At 70.8% G+C, this 20,405-nt stretch carries 17 protein-coding genes; 6 read left to right on the top strand and 11 right to left on the bottom strand.

Annotated elements, in window-relative coordinates; all coding sequences use genetic code 11:
* Nucleotides 1-24: 24 nt before the first annotated feature.
* The 8 genes from GA0074692_RS09675 to GA0074692_RS09640 all read right to left on the bottom strand — a co-directional run bounded on the left by GA0074692_RS09675 (nucleotide 25) and on the right by GA0074692_RS09640 (nucleotide 10,382).
* Complete coding sequence (locus GA0074692_RS09675; protein WP_091642053.1) at nucleotides 25-1,029, bottom strand: twin-arginine translocation signal domain-containing protein; 1,005 nt, start codon at nucleotides 1,027-1,029, stop codon at nucleotides 25-27.
* Between the two features lie 70 nt (nucleotides 1,030-1,099).
* Entirely contained in the window at nucleotides 1,100-4,120 is a 3,021-nt protein-coding gene (locus GA0074692_RS09670) for an AfsR/SARP family transcriptional regulator (RefSeq protein WP_091642050.1), read from the bottom strand.
* A gap of 55 nt (nucleotides 4,121-4,175) precedes the next feature.
* Nucleotides 4,176-5,003 (bottom strand): class I SAM-dependent methyltransferase, encoded by an 828-nt coding sequence (locus GA0074692_RS09665; RefSeq protein WP_091642046.1) that lies wholly within the window; start codon nucleotides 5,001-5,003, stop codon nucleotides 4,176-4,178.
* Nucleotides 5,004-5,223: 220 nt separating this feature from the next.
* Entirely contained in the window at nucleotides 5,224-6,234 is a 1,011-nt protein-coding gene (locus GA0074692_RS09660) for an amidohydrolase family protein (protein WP_091642043.1), read from the bottom strand.
* 50 nt (nucleotides 6,235-6,284) lie between these two features.
* A complete protein-coding gene (locus GA0074692_RS34630) occupies nucleotides 6,285-7,313 on the bottom strand; it encodes an RraA family protein (protein ID WP_176738365.1) in 1,029 nt (342 codons plus the stop codon).
* 40 nt (nucleotides 7,314-7,353) lie between these two features.
* Nucleotides 7,354-8,901, bottom strand: a complete 1,548-nt coding sequence (locus tag GA0074692_RS09650; RefSeq protein ID WP_091642040.1) for a tripartite tricarboxylate transporter permease — start codon at nucleotides 8,899-8,901, stop codon at nucleotides 7,354-7,356.
* Nucleotides 8,902-9,501: a tripartite tricarboxylate transporter TctB family protein gene (locus tag GA0074692_RS09645; RefSeq protein ID WP_091642035.1), complete on the bottom strand. Its 600-nt coding sequence runs from the start codon at nucleotides 9,499-9,501 to the stop codon at nucleotides 8,902-8,904.
* On the bottom strand, nucleotides 9,498-10,382 hold the full coding sequence (locus tag GA0074692_RS09640) for a MurR/RpiR family transcriptional regulator (protein ID WP_091642031.1): 885 nt from the start codon (nucleotides 10,380-10,382) through the stop codon (nucleotides 9,498-9,500). Before GA0074692_RS09640 ends, GA0074692_RS09645 begins: the two co-directional genes overlap by 4 nt.
* Before the next feature lie 241 nt (nucleotides 10,383-10,623).
* On the opposite strand from GA0074692_RS09640, the gene GA0074692_RS36450 reads away from it, so the two are divergent.
* Nucleotides 10,624-11,232 carry a tripartite tricarboxylate transporter substrate-binding protein gene (locus GA0074692_RS36450; RefSeq protein ID WP_091642027.1) on the top strand — a complete coding sequence of 203 codons (609 nt, stop codon included), beginning with the start codon at nucleotides 10,624-10,626 and terminating at the stop codon, nucleotides 11,230-11,232.
* On the top strand, nucleotides 11,229-11,615 hold the full coding sequence (locus GA0074692_RS36445; protein WP_091642023.1) for a tripartite tricarboxylate transporter substrate-binding protein: 387 nt from the start codon (nucleotides 11,229-11,231) through the stop codon (nucleotides 11,613-11,615). The genes GA0074692_RS36450 and GA0074692_RS36445 overlap by 4 nt, the downstream gene beginning before the upstream one ends.
* Before the next feature lie 51 nt (nucleotides 11,616-11,666).
* Here GA0074692_RS36445 and GA0074692_RS09625 read toward each other — a convergent pair whose 3' ends face one another.
* The 3 genes from GA0074692_RS09625 to GA0074692_RS09620 are packed head-to-tail and all read right to left on the bottom strand — an operon-like array spanning nucleotide 11,667 to nucleotide 16,065.
* Complete coding sequence (locus GA0074692_RS09625) at nucleotides 11,667-13,271, bottom strand: sulfatase-like hydrolase/transferase (protein ID WP_218106608.1); 1,605 nt, start codon at nucleotides 13,269-13,271, stop codon at nucleotides 11,667-11,669.
* Nucleotides 13,211-13,663 carry a sulfatase-like hydrolase/transferase gene (locus GA0074692_RS36440; RefSeq protein ID WP_218106607.1) on the bottom strand — a complete coding sequence of 151 codons (453 nt, stop codon included), beginning with the start codon at nucleotides 13,661-13,663 and terminating at the stop codon, nucleotides 13,211-13,213. The genes GA0074692_RS09625 and GA0074692_RS36440 overlap by 61 nt, the downstream gene beginning before the upstream one ends.
* Nucleotides 13,664-13,689: 26 nt before the next feature.
* Nucleotides 13,690-16,065 (bottom strand): alkaline phosphatase D family protein, encoded by a 2,376-nt coding sequence (locus tag GA0074692_RS09620; RefSeq protein ID WP_091642018.1) that lies wholly within the window; start codon nucleotides 16,063-16,065, stop codon nucleotides 13,690-13,692.
* A 625-nt stretch (nucleotides 16,066-16,690) separates the two neighbouring features.
* On the opposite strand from GA0074692_RS09620, the gene GA0074692_RS09615 reads away from it, so the two are divergent.
* From GA0074692_RS09615 to GA0074692_RS09600, 4 genes are read left to right on the top strand one after another with little or no spacing between them, the layout of a single operon-like run.
* Complete coding sequence (locus GA0074692_RS09615; protein WP_091642015.1) at nucleotides 16,691-17,713, top strand: sulfate ABC transporter substrate-binding protein; 1,023 nt, start codon at nucleotides 16,691-16,693, stop codon at nucleotides 17,711-17,713.
* On the top strand, nucleotides 17,710-18,558 hold the full coding sequence (gene cysT / locus GA0074692_RS09610) for a sulfate ABC transporter permease subunit CysT (RefSeq protein WP_091642012.1): 849 nt from the start codon (nucleotides 17,710-17,712) through the stop codon (nucleotides 18,556-18,558). Before GA0074692_RS09615 ends, cysT begins: the two co-directional genes overlap by 4 nt.
* The gene (locus tag GA0074692_RS09605; RefSeq protein WP_091642009.1) at nucleotides 18,551-19,390 is read left to right on the top strand and encodes a sulfate ABC transporter permease; all 840 of its coding nucleotides are present in this window, start codon (nucleotides 18,551-18,553) and stop codon (nucleotides 19,388-19,390) included. Before cysT ends, GA0074692_RS09605 begins: the two co-directional genes overlap by 8 nt.
* Entirely contained in the window at nucleotides 19,387-20,388 is a 1,002-nt protein-coding gene (locus GA0074692_RS09600; RefSeq protein WP_091642006.1) for a sulfate/molybdate ABC transporter ATP-binding protein, read from the top strand. Before GA0074692_RS09605 ends, GA0074692_RS09600 begins: the two co-directional genes overlap by 4 nt.
* Nucleotides 20,389-20,405 lie beyond the last annotated feature (17 nt).

The following is a 20,405-nucleotide window of genomic DNA, read 5'->3' as shown; positions in this document are numbered from 1 at the left end:
CCGCCACGCACGAGGAGTCAACCGCTACGGGTGGGTGCCGATCTGGTTCGCCTCGCCCTCCCAGATGCCGTACTCGCGCTCGGCCGGGGGCAGGCCGTAGAAGCAGACACTGTCGATCTGCCCGCCGGTCTCCCCGGCCACGGACGAGCCGAAGTTGACGTAGCGGTAGCCCCGGTCGGACTTGTGGCCGTCGATGCCGGCCTCGGTGATCTTCATGCTGATGGACCGGTTCCAGCCCCGGACGTAGTCGATCATCTTGTACGGGTTGCGCTCACCGCCGCCGTCCGCGCCCCGCACGAGATAGCTGGAGCTGTAGCAGTGGACGGTCACCACGTCCGGCTGGTACGGCCCGCCCAGCATGCCGCCGAGCCCGTCCCCGGTGTCCCGGACGAAGGCGTCGAAGTACTGGCCGGAGGTGCCGAAGGTGAACCCCGAGCCGTCGCCGTTCCACCGGCCGGCGGGCATGTTCACCGCCCAGAGCAGGTTGCCCCGATCCTGGACGGGCTTGTTGTTCCGGATCGCCGCCAACCGGTTCCACCGGGCCAGCCAGGGGTTGTTCGGCTGGTGCCAGTCCGGCTCGTTGCCCAACTCCCAGACGAACAGTGTGTTCGGGTGCGCGTCGATGTAGGGCAGCATCAGGTTGAGCTGGTGGCGAGCCAGGTTCGGGTCCGGATCCTCCGACGACTGGATGATCATTTCGGTGAGCCCGGTGCCGCGCAGCTGTTCCAACTGGGCGTCGCTGAACTGCCGGTTCCACGGGTCCCCCCAGAACATGGAGATCCGTGCGGTCTGCGGACGGAGCCGGCGGAGCAGGTCGACCTTGCGGCTGAACTCGATGTTGTTGGTGGGGGTGCCGGGCGAGACGACCACCCCCCACTTCATCGGGTAGGCGGCGGACGCGGGCTCGGCGCCGCCGAACACGGAACCGACGGTCAGCGCGGCGGCGGACGCGCCCACCCCGCCGAGGAACCGCCGCCGGGACAGTTCCGGTCGGTCCGGCGAGGACGGGGTGACGGTGTGATCGGGCATGGTGGGCCTCCCGGAGGGACGTGACGACAGTCGGGTCCCCACCATCGCGGCTGTCCGGGCCGGGCACCTCTCAGCCGGCTCTCATCTCGCTCGCGGTTACCGCCGTGGGCGGGGCGTCGACGGCTCCACCCGACCCGGAACCAGCGCCGCCCCGGGCGCGGGCCTCGCCCAGCAGGCTCAACGCCCGTTCCCGTTCGCGGTCGTCGCCGTGCTCGCGCCCCAAGGCCAGGCAGGACACCAGCGTGGACCGGGCCGCCTCCCACCGGCCCAGGGCCAGGTACGCCTCACCCAGCCGACGTCGGGCGATCAGCTCGCCGATCCCGTCGCCGACCCGTCGGCTGCCGTCCACCGCGCGGGTCAGCTCGACCACCGCGCGGTCGTACTCGCCCCGGCGCAGGTACAGGTCGCCGAGGTGGCCCCGGCAGATGGCCGCGCCACGCCGGTAGCCGAGGTCCCGGCAGAGCGCCAACGCCCGACGCAGCAGGCGCAGCGCGTCAGCGTCCGCCCCGTGCCCGGCCAGCACCAGGGCCAGGCTGGTCGAGGCGTACGCCTCACCGAAGCGGTCACCGAGCTGCCGGAAGATCCCCAGCGCCTGCCGGAAGGCCGCCTCCGCCGGACCGGGCCGCCCAGCTGTCCGGTGCACCGCGCCCAGACCGAACAGGACCTGGGCCCGCCCCCGGCGGTCACCGAGCTCGACGGTGATCGCCTCGGCCCGGCCGAGCGCCGTCATCGCCTCCGCGTCGTGGCCGCCCAGCCGGTGGGCGGTACCTGCGGCCCGGAGCACCAGCGCCTGACCCTGCCGCTCACCGAGCTGGTCGAACCCGGCCAGCGCCGCGTCGAAACAGGCCAACGCGTCGTCGAGACGGTCCAGGTTCAGGTGCAGCTCGCCCAGCGACCGCAGCAGCCAGGCCCGGCCGGTGTCGTCTCCGGCGGCGACGCAGGCGTCCAGCGCGGCGTCGGTGGTGCCGCGCCAGTCGTCGAGGTGCTCGCGGAGTTCGAAGAGGCGGCCCAGGGTGTTCGCCAGGTTCCACGCCGGCTCGGCCAGCCCGGCCGCCGCCGCCCGGCGTACCGCCCCGGACAGCATCCCCCGGCAGGACTCGAACCAGGCCACCGGGTCGGCGAGCAGCGCGTCCCGCTCGGCGGTGGTCCACCGTGACCAGCGCGGACCGGTGCCGGCCGTGCCGCGCCGGAACCCGCCACCGGTCCGCCGGTACGCCTCGTCGGCCAGGGTGAGCCAGCCGCCGACGAACCGTCCCAGCGCGGCCCTGGTCTCGTCGGCCGGGTACTCGTCGCTCAGCTCCCGGGCATACGCCCGGACCAGGTCGTGCAGCCGGTACGCGTTCCGCTCGGCGTCGACCAGGCGTGCCTCGACCAGCCGCTCCATCAGTTCCTGCGCCTGCGGCAGGGGCAGGTCCAGCAGCGCCGCCGCGGTCCACTCGGGCACCCGGGGCAGGTCGACCGCGCCCAGCAGCCGCAGCAGCTGCCGCTCGACCGGATCCAGCTCCTGGTGGCTCGACGCGAGGCTGGAGCGTACCGCCAGGTCAGCGGTACGCAGCACGTCGAGCCGGGCGTGCTCGTCGGCGAGTTGGTCGGCGAGGCGACCCGCCGGCCAGTGCGGGCGGGCGGCCAGGCGCGCGCCGGCGATCCGGATCGCCAGGGGCAGGTGTCCGCAGCGTTCGGCGACCCGGACGCAGTCGGCGTGCTCCGTGGCCACCCGCCGGTCGCCGATGGCGTGCCGGAGCAGGTCGAGCGCCTGCTGCGCGGTGAAGACACCGAGGTCGACCTGGTGCGTCCCGGGCAGGGCGGTGAGCCGCCGCCGGGCGGTGACCAGCACCGCGCAGCCGGGCTCGGCGGGTAGCAGCGGCCGGAGCTGGGTCTCCCCGGCGGCGTTGTCCAGCACGACCAGCATCCGGCGCCCGGCGGTCCGGGCCCGGAACCGCGCCGCCCGGTCGTCCAGACCGGCCGGTACCGCCCGGGGGTCCTCGCCGAGCGACGCGAGGATCCGGCCCAGGGCGGCGGCCGGGTCCACGGGTTCGCCACCGCTGCCGCGCAGGTCCAGGAAGAGCTGACCGTCCGGGAAGTGTGTCCGGGCCAGGTGTCCGACGCGTACGGCCAGCGTGGTCTTGCCGCTGCCGGCGACGCCGGAGACGACGACGATCGGCGGTGCGGCCGGCGGTCGGGCCGCTGTGGTGCGCGGGTTGGATGCTCGGGTGCCGGTGGCGGTGAGTTTTCGGGCGAGCGTGGCGGCGAGGTCGTCACGGCCGACGAAGTCGGCGACGTCCATCGGTAGCTGCGCCACCGGCACGGCCGCCGTTCGGGCCGGTGCCGGGCCGGAAACGTGCAGCCCCGGGTCGTCGTCCAGGATCCGCCGGTGCAACCGCTGGAGGGAGTCGCCCGGCTCCAGGCCGAGTTCGCCGACCAGCGTCTGGCGTCCCTGCCGGTACACCGCGAGCGCCTCGGCGCGCCGGCCGGCCCGGTGCAGCGCGAGCATCAGCCGTTCGCGGAACTCCTCGCGCAGCGGTTCGTCACGCACCATCCGGTGCAGTCTCGGGATCGACTCGACGTGCCGGCCGAGGGCGAGCGCGACGTCGATCCGATCGCGTTCGACGGCGAGCCGCTGCTCGGTCAGCTCGGCGACGGCGGCGTGGAAGCCCACGGTGTGCGGGTCGCCGGGAAGCCGGACGTCGGACAGGACCGGCCCACGCCACAGGGCGAGCGACTCGTCGTAGCGGTCGGACGCCTCGACCAGCCGGCCCGCGCGAGCCAGCTCGGCACCCTCGGCGGCGGTACGGGCGAACATCTCCGCGTCCAGCTCTTCCGGGGCGACGGTGAGCTGGTAACCGCCCGGTCGGGTGGTGATCGCCTCGCCGAGCACCCCGCGCAGCCGCCAGACGAGGGTCTGCACCTGCCCGACCGCCGTGTCGGGTGGGTCGTCGCGCCAGAGCGCGCCGAGCAGCAGGTCGAGTGGGGTGACCCGGTTGGCGTGGACGAGCAGCACCGCGAGGACGGCACGCTGCTTCGGGCTGCGCAGGGTGACCCGCTGCCCGGCCGCCGTGACCTCGAGCGGTCCGAGAATCCCGTACCTGGCCATCGGGGCAACACCGTACCACCGGATGATCGAGATGGGTCGATGGTGGCTGAGTTGCTCAGCCGGTCCGGACGGCTTGGAGGGTGTATGTGAGGGGGAGCCGCGCCGGCCGCTCGGTGAGTCGCCACTCCTCGTCGTCGCCGAGCGTCATCCGGCCGGGCAGGGCCTGCCAGGGCGCGCTGTCGTGCTCGACGAACGAGGTGACCCGCATGCCAGCGGCGAGCACCGCGCTGATTATCTCGCCCATGCCGTGGTTCCAATCGTGGGTCACGTTGTGCGTGAAGACCGCGTCGGTCGCCACGTAGGTGCCGCCCTCGTCGCAGACGGTCGGCTCGACCGTCTCGAAGTACGGGTACTTCAGGGCGAGCAGCCCGTCGGTGCGGCGGTCGTCGACGGCCCACAGCACCGGGTGCCCCTCCCGGATGAAGAGCCGCCCACCCGGCTTGAGCAGCCTTGCGACCACCTCGGCCCAGCGGGCGACGCTGGGCAGCCAGCACAGCGCGCCGATCCCGGTGAACACCAGGTCGTAGCCGCCCGCGTCGAGCACGTCCGCCGCGTCGTAGACGTCGGCCTCCACGAAGTCGACGTCGACGCCGGCTATGCCGGCGAGCCGGCGTGCCTGGGCGAGTGCGGGACCGGAGAAATCGAGCCCGGTCATGGTGGCCCCGAGCCGTGCCAGCGAGACCGTGTCGGTGCCGATGTGGCACTGCAGGTGCACTCCGCGCAGCCCGGCGACGTCGCCGAGGCGGGGCAGGTCGAACCGGACCACCGAACTGAGGAAGGCGGGATCGGCGGCGAACCGGTCGACGGCGTAGTCCGGGGAGGCGGCGTGGGCGGCGGCCCGCTCGTCCCAGTTGGCCCGGTTGACGGTGCGGTAGTCGAGCATGGCCAGGACGCTGACACACCCCGGCCCCGCCGCGCCACCGACTTCCGGTTTCGGAGAACCTCGCCGTTGGCATGGTCGCGGTAAACACCACCTACCTGGCGACCGCGACTTCGACTTCGCCGTTGCCGAGGCAGGGGACTGACCGACGGATCTGCTGGACGCCACGAGGTCCCGGTCGGGAAACCGGGGACCTCGTGGCGTCACGAACTCCGCGGATCCGTCAGGGCTGTGCGGTCACGGTCTGCCGGACGCGGGAGTACAGCCGCAGGGCGTTGCCCCCGAAGATGTCGGCCTTCTGCTCCTCGGTGAGCCAGTCCAGGTCCTCGATGAACGAGCGGGTGTCGTCGAAGGTCCGGCCCGTGTCGGGGTCGATGTTCTTGGCGGTACCGAAGGGCTCGGTCGCGAAGATGACGTTGTCCGGGCCGATCTTGCGGATGAGCATCTCCATGGAGTCCCGGTCGTAGACCGAGGTGTCGAAGTACAACCCCTTGACGACCTCCTCGAACGGCCGCCGACCGCTGCCGAGGAACAGCGACCGGAGGCGGTTGAAGTGGAACGGGATCGAACCACCGCCGTGCGGCACGATCAGTTTGAGCGCAGGGTAACGCTCCAGCACGTCGGACCAGCAGAGCTCGAAGACGGCGGCGGCGTCCACGTTGGTGTAGTGGGAGCCGTTCAGGTGCACCGCCGGGTTGACGCTCGACGTGGCGTGGATGAGCCCGGGGACGTCCAGCTCGATCATCTTCTCGTAGAGCGGGTACCACCAGGCATCGCCCAGGGACGGGGTGAACGGCTGGCCGCCGCCGGCCACGTCCGGGTTGATGTTGCAGCCGACGAAGCCCATCTCCAGCACGCACCGTTCGAGTTCGGCGATGCACTCCCGTGGGCTGACGCCGGGAGACTGGGGGAGCTGGCAGGCGGGGATGAAGCGGTCCGGGTACAACTGGCACACCCGGGCGATGAGGTCGTTGTTGACCTGCGCCCAGTACAGACTCGTGGTGAAGTCACCGAACTCGTGCCCCATGCCCGAGGCCCGGGGGGAGAAGATCATCCGGTCGATTCCGTGCTCGTCCATCCGACGGAGATGCCGTTGCAGCGACTCGCGGATCTGGTCGTCGCTGATCCGCAGCGAGCCCTTCTCCGGCTTGTTCGCGTTGGTGATCTGTCGACCTCGGTAGGCGTCGAGCTGTGGCGGTGCGGTCGTGTAGTGCGCGTGCGAGTCGATGATCATTGCTGTCCTGTCGAGGGAGAGGGGGCGGTGTCTGCGGGGTCGGTCAGCGGCTACTCGGCGAGCTGCCACCGGCCCTGGCCGGGGTCGAGGAAGTTGCTGACCCGCCGGCCCGTGTCGGCCACCAGGTGGTTCTCCCTGGTGAAGTCGACGCCGCGCTGCTTCAGGGCGGTGATGGCCTCCGTCGTCCCCGCGACCCGGAAGGCGACATGGTCCACGACGGTCCGGTCGACGCTGTCGTCCTGGCGGATCTCGAAGACCACCTGCCCCGGGCCCGGCAGGGCCATCTCCACCGAGCGTCGGGCCTCGGGGAGTCGCCGCCGGATCTGCAGTCCCAGGCTCTCGAAGAACGTCACCGCCGCGTCGAGGTCGGGAACCCGGACGTCGATGTGGTCCACCGCGGCCAGCCCGGACCCGCCTTCCGTCGGGCCCTCCGGCGCGGCTGCGCCGCCCGCCGCGACCCGCTGCGCCTCGATCTCGGCCCGCTTGCGGGTCTCGTTCGCCTGGACCTGTTCGGCCGCCAGCAGCACCGATTCGACGTCCTCGACCGGTACGACCACCACCCCGTCGGCGTCCGCGACGATCAGGTCGCCGGGGCGGACCGCGACCCCGCCGATGGCGACGCAGCGCCCCAACGCCCCGGGTCCGTTCTTGTACGGGCCGGCCGGGGTGGTGGCGCGGGCGAACACCGGCATGCCCATCTCCCCCATCGCCTCGGCGTCGCGGGCCGCGCCGTCGAGGACGAACCCCGCGACGCCGAGGTTGGCCGCCCGCCCGGCGATCAGCTCCCCGATGAGGGCGCGCGAGGTGTCCCCACCGCCACTGACCACGATCACCTCGCCGGGGCGGACGTGCTTCAACGCCTCGTGGACCTGGGCGTTGTCCCCGGACCGGGTCAGCACGGTGAACGCGGGACCGCAGATGGTGGCCCCGGGCCAGACGGCCTGGATGGCCGAGTCGCAGACGTTCAACCGCTGCATGGCGTCAGCGATGTTGGCGGTGGGTAGCCGGCGCATCCGGGCCAGATCCTCGTGGCGGATCGGCTGCGGGGGCACGGGTGTGGGGTCGAGAACCGTGGTCAAGGGGATCTCCTGTGGGCAGAGGGGGTTGCGGGGATCGGGTTCAGGGCGCCGACGAGTCGACGCGCGGCGGGGACTGGTCGAGGGCCGCAGCCGGTCCGGCCGGTTGCCGGCTCAGGAGGTGTTGCACCAACGGACGTACCGCGGCGCCGACGAGCAGCAGGGCCGCGAGACTGATCAGCGTCGCGGACATCGGGCTGCCGACGAGGACGGAGAGGTCTCCTCGGGACAGGGACAGCGCGGTCCGCAGGGAGCTCTCCATGATCGGCCCGAGCACGATGGTCAGCGCCGCGGGCGCCAGCGGCACGTCGACCTTGCGCAGCGCGTAACCGAGCAGGCCGAAGAAGAGCATCACGTAGATGTTGAAGACGCTGTTGTCGAGGCTGTACGCGCCGAGCAGCAGGAACGCGAAGACGACGACGTACAGCACGCGGTAGGGGATGCGCAGGAAGGCGATCCAGATCCGGACGAGGGGGATGTTGAGCACCAGCAGGATCACGTTGCCCACGAACATGCTGGCGATGATCGCCCAGGCCACGTCCGCGTTCTGTTGGAACAGCAGAGGGCCGGGCACCAGTCCGTTGATGGTGAAGGCACCCATCATCACCGCCATCGTGGCCGACGTCGGGATGCCCAGGGTGAACATCGGGATCATGGCGGAGATCGCCATCGAGTTGTTGGCCGTCTCCGGTCCGGCGACGCCCTCGATGGCACCCTTGCCGAACTCGCCGCGGTGCTTGGAGAACCGCTTCTCCACCACGTAGGAGGTGAACGAGCAGGTCGCGCCGGGCGAGCCGGGCAGCAGGCCGATGAAGAAGCCGATGACCGAACCTCGGGCGATCGGCAGCACCGAACGGCGGAGGTCGGTGCGGGAGGGCAGGATCCGGTTGACCCGTAGCGGCTGCGGTGTCTTGGCGGACCGTTCGATGCTGGTCAGCAGCTCGGAGATGCCGAAGAGCCCCATGACCAGGGGAATGATGTTGATGCCGTCGTAGAAGTCGGGCTGGCCCATGGTGAAGCGGGGAATGCCGGCGCCCGGGTCGATACCCACGACCCCGACCGCCAGGCCGATGGCCGCGCTGACCAACGCCTTGGCGACGGACCCGGTGGCCAGGCCGATCACGAGCACCAGGCCGAGCAGGGTCAGCCCGAAGAACTCGGCGGGACCGAACGCCAGGGCCAGCCGGCTCAACGGCGTGGCGAGGATGAACCCCAGCAGGCCGACGAGTCCACCGACGAAGGAACCGATGGCGGCGATCGACAGGGCCTGCCCGGCCCGGCCCTGTCGGGCCATCCGGTAGCCGTCGAGGGTGGTGGCCACCGACGACGTCTCACCGGGGACGTTCAGCAGCACAGCCGTGATCGTGCCGCCGTACGCCGAGCCGTAGAGGATCGCGGCGAGCACGATGATCGCGCTGGTCGGTCCCATGGTGAAGGTGATCGGCAGCAACAGGGACATCGCGGCGGCGGGCCCGAATCCGGGCAGGACGCCGACGAGCATGCCCAGCACACAGCCCAGGAACGCCAGGGCGAGGTTCGCGGGGGTCAGGACAGTGGCGAAGCCGGCGGCGAGGTGACCGAGCGCGTCCATCTAGAGCCCCAGCCGGGTCAGTGGCGACCAGGTCGCGTCGGGCAGCGGAACGTTCAGGGCCACGACGAACACGTAGTACATCGAGATCGACACGACGAGCGAGATCAGCACGATGACCCAGCTCCGGCTGCGGGACACCACGGCGAGGAGGACGGCCACGAACAGGAACATGGCCGTACGGAAGCCGAGTGGTTCCAGGAGTTGGGCGAAGCCCAGGCAGCCGAGGACGGTGACGGCGATGTGCACCCAGCCCTGGACGTCCGGCAGCTCGGTCTCCGGGTCCCTGGTCACCTGCCGACGGGCCACCTGCACGGCCAGGTACGCGGCGAGCAGCGCCGTGACCACCCCGGTGGCGAACGGGAACAGCCCCGGTCCGGGCTGTTCCTGGTCCCAGAGTCCGTACGCGCTGCCCTGTACGCACAGGACGACGGCCAGTCCCAGCAGTCCCGCCACCAGGACGAGGTTGGCCCGCCGGTACCCCGGTCCAGCCGGTACGGGTGCCGCGTCCGGCCGCTGCTCGTCGGCTGGTGCGGTGACGCCGGACTCGGTCGGGCTGGTCGTCGGGTCGCCAGCCAGTTCCGTGACGTGGGGTCCGGTCATCGCGGTGTCCCCCGTCCGGTGCCACCCTCGACGTCGAAGTCCAGGTACGCCTGGTCCAGCCGCTCCAGCGTCTGACTGAACCGGTCCGGAGCCTGGTTCAGCAGGGACTGTTGCAGGGCGTAGCAGATCGTCATCGGGACGGAGAGCGTCCGGGACACCGGGAACGGGCGGGGCCGGGCGGATTCCTCGGCCGCCCGAGGCGCGGCCAGCAGGTGCGTCGGAGCGGGCTGAAGTCGGGTTCCGACCAGGTCGGTGACGACGATGCTCTTGACGTCGACCGAGTCGGCGTGTCGCACGAGGGGCGGTAGCAGCGTGGGAACGGTCCGCAGCGCGAACGCGATGACGACGTCGTCCGGGGCCAGGCTCATGACCTTCTCGGCGACGTCCTGTCCGGGACCGCGGACCGCCACCGTGGTGAACCCGAGCCGGCGCAGGCGGCGTTCGAGGAAGGCGATGAGTTCCGCCGCGTAGTGGTTGCCGGCCAGGAGCACCTGCCGGGCGCCGAGGAGCGCGGCGGCGGCGTCGTCGAGGGCGGTCTGGCTGATGAACTGGGGGATCCGGAGCAGTGCCTCGGACTCCAGCCGGGTGATCGACTCCAGGGTGTGGCTCCGGCCGTCCTGCAACGCCTCGACCCGGGACGGGGTCCTGGCCAGGGTCGGCACGTCCTCCCGGGACGCCTCCCGTAACGCGTAGTAGCTGTCGAAGCCCAGTTTCCGGGCCAGCCGGACGACGGTGGACTCGTGGACCCCGCACTGGCGGGCCACCTCGGCGGCGGGCATGAAGACCGCGTCGCGCGGGTTCTCGACCAGGAACTGGATCAGACGGCGGTCGGACGGGGACAGGGGTATTTTGCTGCCGGCCACGGCAGCCTGAAGGCTCATGGGTGGTGGCGTCCCTTCGGTCGGCCCGCGTCGGGATCAGCGGACGTAACCTGCTGACTCTTGACTCTGCAAGCTCATGATGCAACTCTCGGCATCACTGCCAGACTATGAGGCATCCGAAACCGTTCCGCAACATTGACCTGCCGCGGAAGACCAGCTCGGCAGCGCCACCCAGCCGCCGTCCCGTCATGCCCTCAGGCATCCCACCCCCATACCACCACCACAGCCCAGGAGCACCCTCATGCGCATCTCCGTCACCGCCGCTTTGGCGATGACCGCAGCCCTGGTGGCCGGAACCGTCAGCGGTTGCGGGTCCGCGAACACGAGCGGCGGCGAGGCCGCCTTCCCCGCCAAGGGCAAGACCGTCACCCTGGTCGTCCCCTTCGACGCTGGCGGCATCACCGACGTGCTGGCCCGCCTGCTCGGCCCCGAACTGGAGAAGTCCCTCGGCACCAACGTCACGATCCGTAACCTGCCCGGCGCTGGCGGCCAGACCGGCCTGACCCGGGTGGTGTCGGAGAAACCCGACGGGTACACCCTGACGTTCACGAACCTGCCCTCGGTGCTGACCTACCTCGACCCGGCCCGGAAGACCGTGTACAAGCGCGAGTCGTTCACCCCGCTTGCCGGCATCGCGCTCAGCCCGACGGTCTTCGCCGTCCGGAAGGACAGCCCGCTCCAGGACATCGAAGACATGGTCACGAAGAGTCAGCAGAGCCCGGGCAGCGTCAACGTCGGCAGCGGTGGCAGTGTCGCCAGCGACGACTACCTGGCCGCCGCCGGTCTGGAAGAGGCCGCCAACGTCGACCTGAACATCGTCACGTTCGGGGCGGGGCGTCGGACAAGCTGACCGCGCTGCTGGGCGGTCAGATCGACGTCCTCGTCGGCAGCGTCAACAGCGTTCTCAGCCAACACAAGGCTGGTGACGTCCGGATCCTCGGCACGGCCACCGCGCAGCCCAGCACCCTCATCCCGCAGGTGCCCACCCTGGCCGCGCAGGGGTACGAGGTGGTCTCGCCGGGGACCCTGAACATCTCCGCGCCCGCCGGCGTGCCCGCCGACGTCGTCGCGGTCCTGGAGAAGGCGCTGAAGGAGGCGTCGTCGTCGCCGGCCTTCGTCGACAAGCTGCCCGCGTCCGGCTACGAGCTGAGCTACCGCACCAGCAAGGAGCTCGAACAGTACTGGGCCGAGACAGAGGAACGCGTACGGCCGGTCGTCACCGCCGCGAAGTGAACCGCTACGGCCGATCCGCAGAGGTACGCCTCTGCGGATCGGCCGGTTCGGTCAGGCTCGGCGGGCGGTGAGACCGTCGAGGGTGATGGTGCCGTTGTCGAGGCGGACGCTCGCCGCGTACCGGTACTGGGCGCGGACGGCCGGGTCGCTGAAGTCGATGGCGCCGCCGGTGTCGGCGGTGAACAGGAACTCCCATCCGCTGCCCTGGTCGACGTACGCCGTCGCCTGGTGACCGCGGAGCACGAACGCGTACCGGGCGTCCGGGCCGGTCAGGTCCACGGTGCCGTCCAGGTTGTCCAACGGTTCGGCGCCGGCGGTGATCAGAGCGCCGTTGACGCGCAGGTCCCAGCCGGCCCGGTGCAGCCCGTTGTGGTAGCGGAACAGCAGGTAGTTCCCGGCGTCCTTGGCGAGACCGACGAAGACGGTGTCCTGGCTGCCGGCCTCGGCGAAGGTGCCGGTGTCGAGCACGACCGCCACCCGGTCGGAGCTCGGGGCGACGTCGGAACGGAACACCAGGTGCGTCAACCGGTTCGACGTCACCGCGAGTCGGCCACCCTCGACGGCGGCCGGGGCGGCGTACGCGGTCACCGGCAGGACGTCCCACCGCCGCAGATCGGTGTCGAACGACTCCGCCAGCTCCACCGTCGGGTAGTGCTCGGGGGTCGGCCGCGCGGGGAAGATGCCGGTTTCGGCGATGTGCGCCTCCAGCAGTGCCCGCAGTTGTCGGGCCTTCTGCGGGTACTGCGCGGACAGGTCGGTGGTCTCCGCCGGGTCGCGGACCAGGTGGTAGAGCTCGCTGCGTCCGTCCCGCAGGTACTGCACCAGCTTGAACTGGCCGGCCCGGACGGCGGCATGCGGGTGGGTCCGGCCGATGAAGTGCGGGTAGACCCAGAACAGCGGGCCCCGGTCCAACTCGCCGGTGCCGGTGAGCACCGGAGCGATGCTCACGCCGTCGAACCGTCCGCCCGGGTCGCCGCCGGCGAGGTCTAGCACGGTCGGGAGCACGTCGATGGTGCTGGTCGGGGTGGCGTTCTGCTGTCCGGGTGCCACCGTGCCGGGCCAGTACGCGATCAGCGGGACCCGGATGCCGCCCTCGTACAGCTCGCCCTTGCCGCCGCGCAGCGGCTGGTTCGCGTCCCGGTAGGGGCCGCCGTTGTCGGAGGTGACGAGCAGCAGGGTGTCGCGGTCCAGGCCGAGGTCGGTGAGCGTGGCGACGATCCGGCCCACCTGCTGGTCGATGCTCTCCAGCATGGCGGCCAGCACCGGCCGGTTCGGGGCCTGGTCAGCGCCGGGCTTGGCCCGGTACTTGGCGACCAGGTCCGGTTTCCCGTCCAGCGCGGTGTGCACCGCGTAGTTGGACACGTGGAGGAAGAACGGCTCGTCGCGGTGCCGGGTGATGTAGTCGACGGCCTCGGCGGCCAGCCGGTCGGTGAGGTACTCGCCCGGTTCCCGCGCCGGCAGGTCCGGCAGGAAGAAGTACGGGTGGAAGTAGTCGCCGTCGCCGATGTACTTCTGCTCGGAGGCGATCACCTCGTCGAACCCGTGGGCGAAGGGGTTGCCCGGACGCTGCTCGTACGGCCCGCTGTAGGTCTCGGTCAGGTGCCACTTGCCGACCAGTCCCGTGGTGTAGCCGAAGGGGCGAAGGACGTCGGGCACGGTCGGGATGTCCGGCGACAGGTATTTGTTGCTCGCCGCAGGCTCCCCCGGAGGAAGTCCGTGATCCCGGTACGCGCCGGATACTGGCCGGTCACCAGCGCGGCGCGGGTCGGCGAGCACAGCGGAGCGGCGGCGTAGGCGCTGGTGAAACGCATGCCGTCCCGGGCCAGCCGATCCAGTACCGGCGTTTCGTTGAACGTGTTGCCGTAGCTGCCGAGCTCGTCCCAGCCGAGGTCGTCGACGGAGATGAACACGACGTTCGGCGGTCGGCGGCCCGGTGCCGACGGAGGTGCCGCGAACGCGGGAGCCGAGGTGAGCCCGGCCAGGGCCGCGCCCGCGACACCGCCGAGGAGACCACGGCGGGAGAGCCGGTTATGGTGCGGTTCGTGCATGGAACGCCTCCGAGGTGAAAGGGAAGTCAGGCCTGGTCGAACGGCAGGCGTACCGGCCAGCCGGTGATCTGCCGTGTACGGGGATCGCCCGGATCGTCGTCCCACGGCCATGCCTCGAACACGAACTCACGCCGGTCCGGGTCCACCCGGAGGATGCCGTAGCCCTCCTGCTTGAGGCTGCGGTCCCCGAGCCCCTGCCCGGTGGGGTAGCCGGTGCGGTACTCCGCGAACGACACCTTCGGATTGGCGACCGCGAGCACCCGCAGCCGGTTCCCGAAGCCGTCGGTGAAGTCACCCGTGTGCAGGCTCTGATTGCCGTTGGGCAGCGGCTCGGCCGGCTCGAACCACCGCTGGAACGACGAGTTGCCGGCGGGGCTGGTGAACTGGACGGGACCGTCGGCGAAGCCCTCGATGCCGTGCCGCACCAGCGAGCCGAGGTGCTGGTCGCCGGAGAGCACCACCGCGTTCGCGTCCGCCAGGAGTTTCACGGCCCGGTCGCGTCCGGTCCGGGGCCAGCCGTTGGAGTCCTGGTCCTGCCGTGCCGCGCCGGCCGGGTCGGTCTGGAGGCAGGCGAAGAGGGTCTGGGTGAGGGCCACCTTGGGTAGGCCGGGATGCATGGACTTCCAGGCGGCGAGGAAGGCTTCCTGCCGTTCCCCCAGCAGTTCGAGCCGCTCGGGTACCGGGTCGCCGTCGGTGGGGTCGGCGTCGGTGTTCTTGAACTTGCGGTCCTCGAGCAGGGCGAACGAGACACCCCCGTAGGCGAACGCGCCGTAGTAGACGCTGATGCCCTGCTGCACCGGGGTCGGGTCGTACGGGTCCGGGTCGTGGCCGCTCTGCACCCGCTGCACCATGTTCACCCAGTCGGCCTCGTTGGCGTAGCCGCCCTTGTTCTGGTCCCGTCCCGGCGCGGGTGCCCCGCCGTGGCCCCAGATGTTGCCCTGGAAGACGTCGTGGTCGTCGACCAGCACGACGCTCGGGATCCGCCGGGTCAGGTCCCGGAACGACCAGAGCCACAGCAGGTACTTGTAGAGGAAGTCCAGTTCGGGAACGGGCGAGGTGTCCTCGGCGGTCGGGCTGTTCTCGTAGAGCTGGTCGCCGAGGACGACGAGCAGGTCGGGGTTCTGCGCGGCCAGGTTGGCCGCGAGAGGCGCGTACGGGAAGTAGAGGTTGCGGTCGGTGTGCAGGCCGAGCGGCTGCTCCCCGGGCAGGCGCGGGTTGCCGTTGCTCGATCCGGTGAGTGAGCGGTGGGCCGCCTTGACGCAGTTGAGCGTGCCGATGACGAGTTCCCGGCCGCGTGGCTCGGCCGGAACGGTGCCGCCGTACTCGGCCCGGGGGCTGGTGGGGTACACCACCCGGTACTCCCACTCCCGGGAGGTGTCCCAGTCCGCCACCCGTAGCGACGCCGCGTACCCGGCGCCGACCGTGGCGCGGGCCACCTGCCGCCAGCGCCCGCCACCGGCGCGGATCTCGAGCGTCACCTCACGCGGATCGTCCGGGCCCAGCGGCACCAACTGTGCGGTGAGCTTGAGGACCGTGCCGGAGACGGAGAAGAGGGTGCCGACGATCGGGCCGAGGGCCCGGTCGCGATGGGTGGTCACGCCGGGGCCGGTCGCGTGCAGGTCGCTGAACCAGAACCGGGCCCCCTGGGCCGGCCGGTCGTCGGACTCGACCAGCGAGAAGCCCCCGCGCACCTGGCCGGGTGCCACCCCGTCCAGCGTCGCGGCGGACAGCACCGTGTCGGTGCGCCGGTCCCGGGCGTAGAGGTGCAGTCGCAGGTCACCGCCGTCCGCAGGCGTCAGCTCCAAGGTCAGTTCGACGTCCTCGTCCAGGGTTCGCGGCCGGGCGGCGGGCGTGTCGACCGTGGCGGGCAGCACCGCGAAGGCGAACGGCCGGGACTCGTCGGTGTGCTCACGGAAGGCCACCTGCCCGTCCGAGCCGTAGACGGCCAGCAACCCGCCGCCCTCACCGGAGGGCCCCTGGACCAGGGCGGCGGCGCGCGGGTCGAGCGCACCGCCACCCGCTCCAACCAGGAAACCGGAGAATCCGGACCCGGCGGCGAGCGTTCCGGTACGCACCCGCAGGCGTGTCGGGGCTGCGCCGGTCAGCTCCCGGGTGAGGACCGCGACCGTCCGCAGCCGGTGCGGACCGGGCTGCGCGATGCTCTCGATGCGGCCGTCCGCCAGTCGCCAGTCCTGTAGCCGGTTGGCCCAGAAGTCGGGTCCGAGCCAGGGCCGGTGTGCCTTCGTCTTCACGAGGGGGCCCACCGCGGTCGTCGTCGGCGCGGCGGTGGCCGCGGTCGCCGGCAGGTCCAGCCCCGTGGTGAGGGCGAACGTGCCCACGGCCGCCCCGGTGGCGGCGAGGAAGTCGCGTCGGGTCAGGTTCCGGTCGGGTTGACCTGTCATCAGTGGTCTCCATGTCCAATGTGGTGGGCCGTGGGGCCCCCTCGAACGCGTCGTCGATCTGTTCCTGGGCGAGCGGACTGCTGGATGGCAGGCGGGAGCGGCACGGTGGCGTGGGGCGGCCTGGGGCAGGCGGCTACTGGGTTCCACCTGCGAATGCGCAGAGAGCTGTGGAGACGGTCCGTCACCCGACACCCAGGGCGTCGCCGGCGGGCACCGACGGCGTCGGCCGCACGGGGTCGAGCGTCAGACGGAGCGCGATGGACAGAGGCTGCTGTTCACGAGCAGGTAGTCGATCGCGCGCCGGATGGTGAAGTTGACCCCTGGCACATTACCTATCCTTGCGGTAGGGAATGCGGCGGCGAAAGCGCATCCTGGATCGTGAGATGCGCGGCGTCTGGGGTTGGCGGCGATCGGGACTTGACGGGAAGCCGCGCGTGGTCCACTATCCCTACAAGTTAGGTAGGACATACCGAGATGCTCGGAGATCGGCCCGGTGCACCTGGTCGGGCCGTCGACGATGTCGCTGACAACGCCACTCTCGCCGATCTGCTCACGGCCGGTCCTGAGCAGTCGTCATCGCATGTCAATCAGGCGCGGAGACGCGCCGAAGGAGGATGGGTTCCCCATGAAGTACAGAAGCAGGGCGGCCGTCGCACTCGCGCTCGTGGCCGGGCTGGCGCTGTCGGCCTGCGGGGGTGGCGGGGAGTCGGCGGGCGCGTCGACGACCCTGAACATCGTCGGTTACGCGGTGCCCGAGGCGGCGAACAAGGCGATCGCCGCCGAGTGGAACAAGACCGACGCGGGCAAGGGGGTCAGGTTCCAGACCTCGTACGGCGCCTCGGGTGACCAGAGCCGGGCGGTCGTCTCCGGCCTGAAGGCCGACTACGTCCACTTCTCCGTGAGCAGTGACGTGACCCGACTGGTCGACGCCGACCTGGTCGACGCAAGCTGGGACGACGGCCCGAACAAGGGCATCGTGTCGTCGTCGGTCGTCGTGCTGGCCGTCCGCAAGGGAAACCCGAAGAACATCCAGGGCTGGGACGACCTGATCAAGCCGGGCGTCGGGATCGTCACGCCCAACCCGGCCTCGTCCGGCGCCGCCCGCTGGAACGCGCTGGCCGCCTGGGGACACATCGCCGCGAACGGCGGGACCGACGCGCAGGCCGAGGACTACCTGAACAAGCTCTTCACGAACGTGGTGGCGCTGCCCAACAGCGGCCGGGACGCCACGACGGCCTTCATCAACGGTACGGGTGACGTCCTGCTCGCCTACGAGAACGAGACGATCCTGGCCCGGCAGAACGGCGAGGACCTCGACTGGGTCCTGCCCGCGACGACCATCCTGATCGAGAACCCGGGCGCGGTGCTCAAGAACGCGGACCCGAAGGCGAAGGAGTGGCTCGACTTCGTCCTGGGCCCCGAGGGACAGCGTCAGTTCGCGCGGACCGGCTTCCGCCCGATCATCGACGGCGTCGACACCAAGGGGATCGAGGGGGCGATCGACCCGAACAACCCGTTCCCGGCGCCGCAGAAGCTGCTCACCGTCGAGAAGGACTTCGGTAGCTGGTCCGATCTGTCCAAGAAGTTCTTCGACGAGAAGGCGGGCATCGTCACCAAGGTCATCGCGGCTTCCGGGAAGGCCAAGTGACCTCGACGGCACTGGGCGCGGACCGGCCGGCGGACACCCGCCGGCCGGCCCGCGCCGGCCTTCCGTTGGGCCGGGCCTCCGGCCTGGGGCTCGGCGTGGCGATGCTGTGGTTCAGCCTGCTGGTGCTGATCCCGCTGGCCGCCGTGGTGGTGACCGCGTCCCAGGGCGGCTGGGGCGGGTTCTGGCAGACGGTGACCAACGAGCAGACCTCGGCCGCCATCCAGCTCACCGTCGGCACCGCGTTCCTCGTGACGCTGGTCAACGTCGTGATGGGCACGCTCATCGCCTGGGTGCTGGTACGGGACCGGTTCTTCGGCAAGCGGCTGCTGGAGATCCTCATCGACATTCCCTTCGCGCTGCCGACGATCGTCGCCGGGCTGGTGCTGCTGTCCCTGTACGGCCCGACCAGCCCCCTGGGAATCGACATCGCCAACACACGGGGCGCCGTGTTCCTCGCCTTCCTGTTCGTGACGCTGCCGTTCGTCGTCCGGACCGTGCAGCCGGTGCTGGCCGAACTCGATCCGGAGGTGGAGCAGGCGGCGGCGTCGCTGGGCGCCAGCCGACTCACCACCTTCCGGCGGATCATCCTGCCGAGCCTCACCCCGGCCATCGCGGCGGGCGCCGCCCTCTCCTTCGCCCGGGGGGTCAGCGAGTACGGCTCACTGGTCCTGCTCTCCGGCAACCTGCCCATGCGGACCGAGGTGACGTCGGTGCGCATCCTCAGCAGCATCGAGAACGACAACCCGGACAGTGCGGCAGCGGTCGCGGTGGTGCTGCTGGCCATCTCCTTCGCCGTCATCGTCGTGCTCGACCTGATCCAGCGGAAGGTGGTGCGCCGTGGCTGAACGTTCCGTAGCGACCCGGACCCGCCCCGGCGAGCGGGGCCTCGGCCGTTACGTGCTGCGGCTGCTGGTCGTCGGCTACCTGTTCCTTCTCGTCGCGTGGCCGCTCTACCTCGTCGGACGCAACGCGTTCGCGGACGGGTTCACCGACCTGAACGCGATCCTCACCGACCCCGACGTGGTCCACGCGTTGCAGCTCACCGTGGTGATCGCGCTCGTCGCCGTGCTGGTCAACACGGTGTTCGGCGTCGGCGTGTCGATCCTGCTCGTCCGGTACGACTTCCCGGGCAAGCGGCTGCTCAACGCCCTGCTCGACATGCCGCTGTCGGTCTCCCCGATCGTCGTCGGCCTCGCCCTCGTGCTGGTCTACAGCGGTCGTACCGGCTGGTTCGGGCCGTCGCTCGAATCGGCGGGAATGCAGATCATCTTCGCCGTGCCGGGCATGGTGATGGCCACGGTGTTCGTGGCGCTGCCCCTGGTCATCCGGGAGGTCGTGCCGGTCCTCGAGGAGATCGGCGACGAACAGGAGCAGGCCGCCCGCAGCCTCGGCGCCAACAGCCTCCAGACGTTCCGGCGGATCACCCTGCCGTCGATCAAGTGGGGCGTGATCTACGGGGTCGTGCTGAGCCTCGCCCGGTCGCTGGGCGAGTTCGGGGCGGTCAAGGTCGTCTCCGGCAACGTGCTGGGCCAGACCCGCACGGCCACGCTCGTGGTCGAGGAGAAGTACCTGAACTTCGACAAGGGCGGCGCGTACGCCACCGCCTTCCTCCTCGCCCTCGTCGCGGTGGCCAGCATCATCGTCGTGTCCGCCCTTCGGCCAAAGGAATCCCGTTGAGTATCGAGATCGCCAACGTCGGCAAGCGGTTCGGAGGCTTCGTCGCGCTCGACGACGTGTCGGTGAGCATCCCGGCGGGCCAGCTCACCGCGCTGCTCGGCCCGTCCGGCGGCGGCAAGTCCACGCTGCTGCGCATCATCGCCGGGCTGGAACGCGCGGACACCGGACGGGTCGAGATCGACGGCGTCGACGCGACCAACCTGCCGCCGCAGAAGCGCAACGTCGGATTCGTGTTCCAGCACTACGCGGCCTTCAAGCACCTCTCGGTGCGGCGCAACGTCGCCTTCGGACTGGAGATCCGCAAGCGGGACAAGGACGAGATCCGCCAGCGCGTCGACGAACTGCTCGCCCTGGTGCACCTGGAGCAGTTCGCCGACCGGCTTCCGGCGCAGCTCTCCGGCGGTCAGCGCCAGCGCATGGCGCTGGCTCGTGCGCTGGCCGTCGAACCGGCGGTGCTGCTGCTCGACGAGCCGTTCGGCGCCCTCGACGCGAAGGTCCGCAAGGAACTCCGGGACTGGCTGCGCCGGCTGCACGACGAGGTGCACGTCACCACCGTCTTCGTCACCCACGACCAGGAGGAGGCGCTCGAGGTCGCCGACGAGATCGTGGTGATCAACGAGGGCCGGGTGGAACAGATCGGCTCACCCGACCAGCTGTACGACGAGCCGGCCAACGAGTTCGTCATGCGCTTCCTCGGTCCGGTGACGCAACTCGGCGACCAACTGGTCCGGCCGCACGACCTCCAGATCCAGACCGGTGAGTCGACTGCCGCCGGTGTGCCCGGACAGGTCACCCGGATCACCCGCATCGGCTTCGAGATCCGGGTCGACATCACCACCGCCGACGGTCAGGCCGTCGCCGTGACCCTCACCCGCAACGAGTTCCTCACCCTCGGCCTCTCCGTCGGTGACACGGTGCACGTCCGGATCGCCCCGAACAGCCCCACCACTACTGTGGCGGACCACGGGCGCGCGCCGAGCCTCGCCACCTCCGCCTGACCTCTCGGTCACACGTG

It is taken from the genome of Micromonospora pallida (assembly GCF_900090325.1).
GTDB lineage: Bacteria > Actinomycetota > Actinomycetes > Mycobacteriales > Micromonosporaceae > Micromonospora > Micromonospora pallida.
The sequence above is the reverse complement of the archived record's forward strand: the minus strand, read 5'-3'. Positions and strand labels throughout refer to the sequence as shown.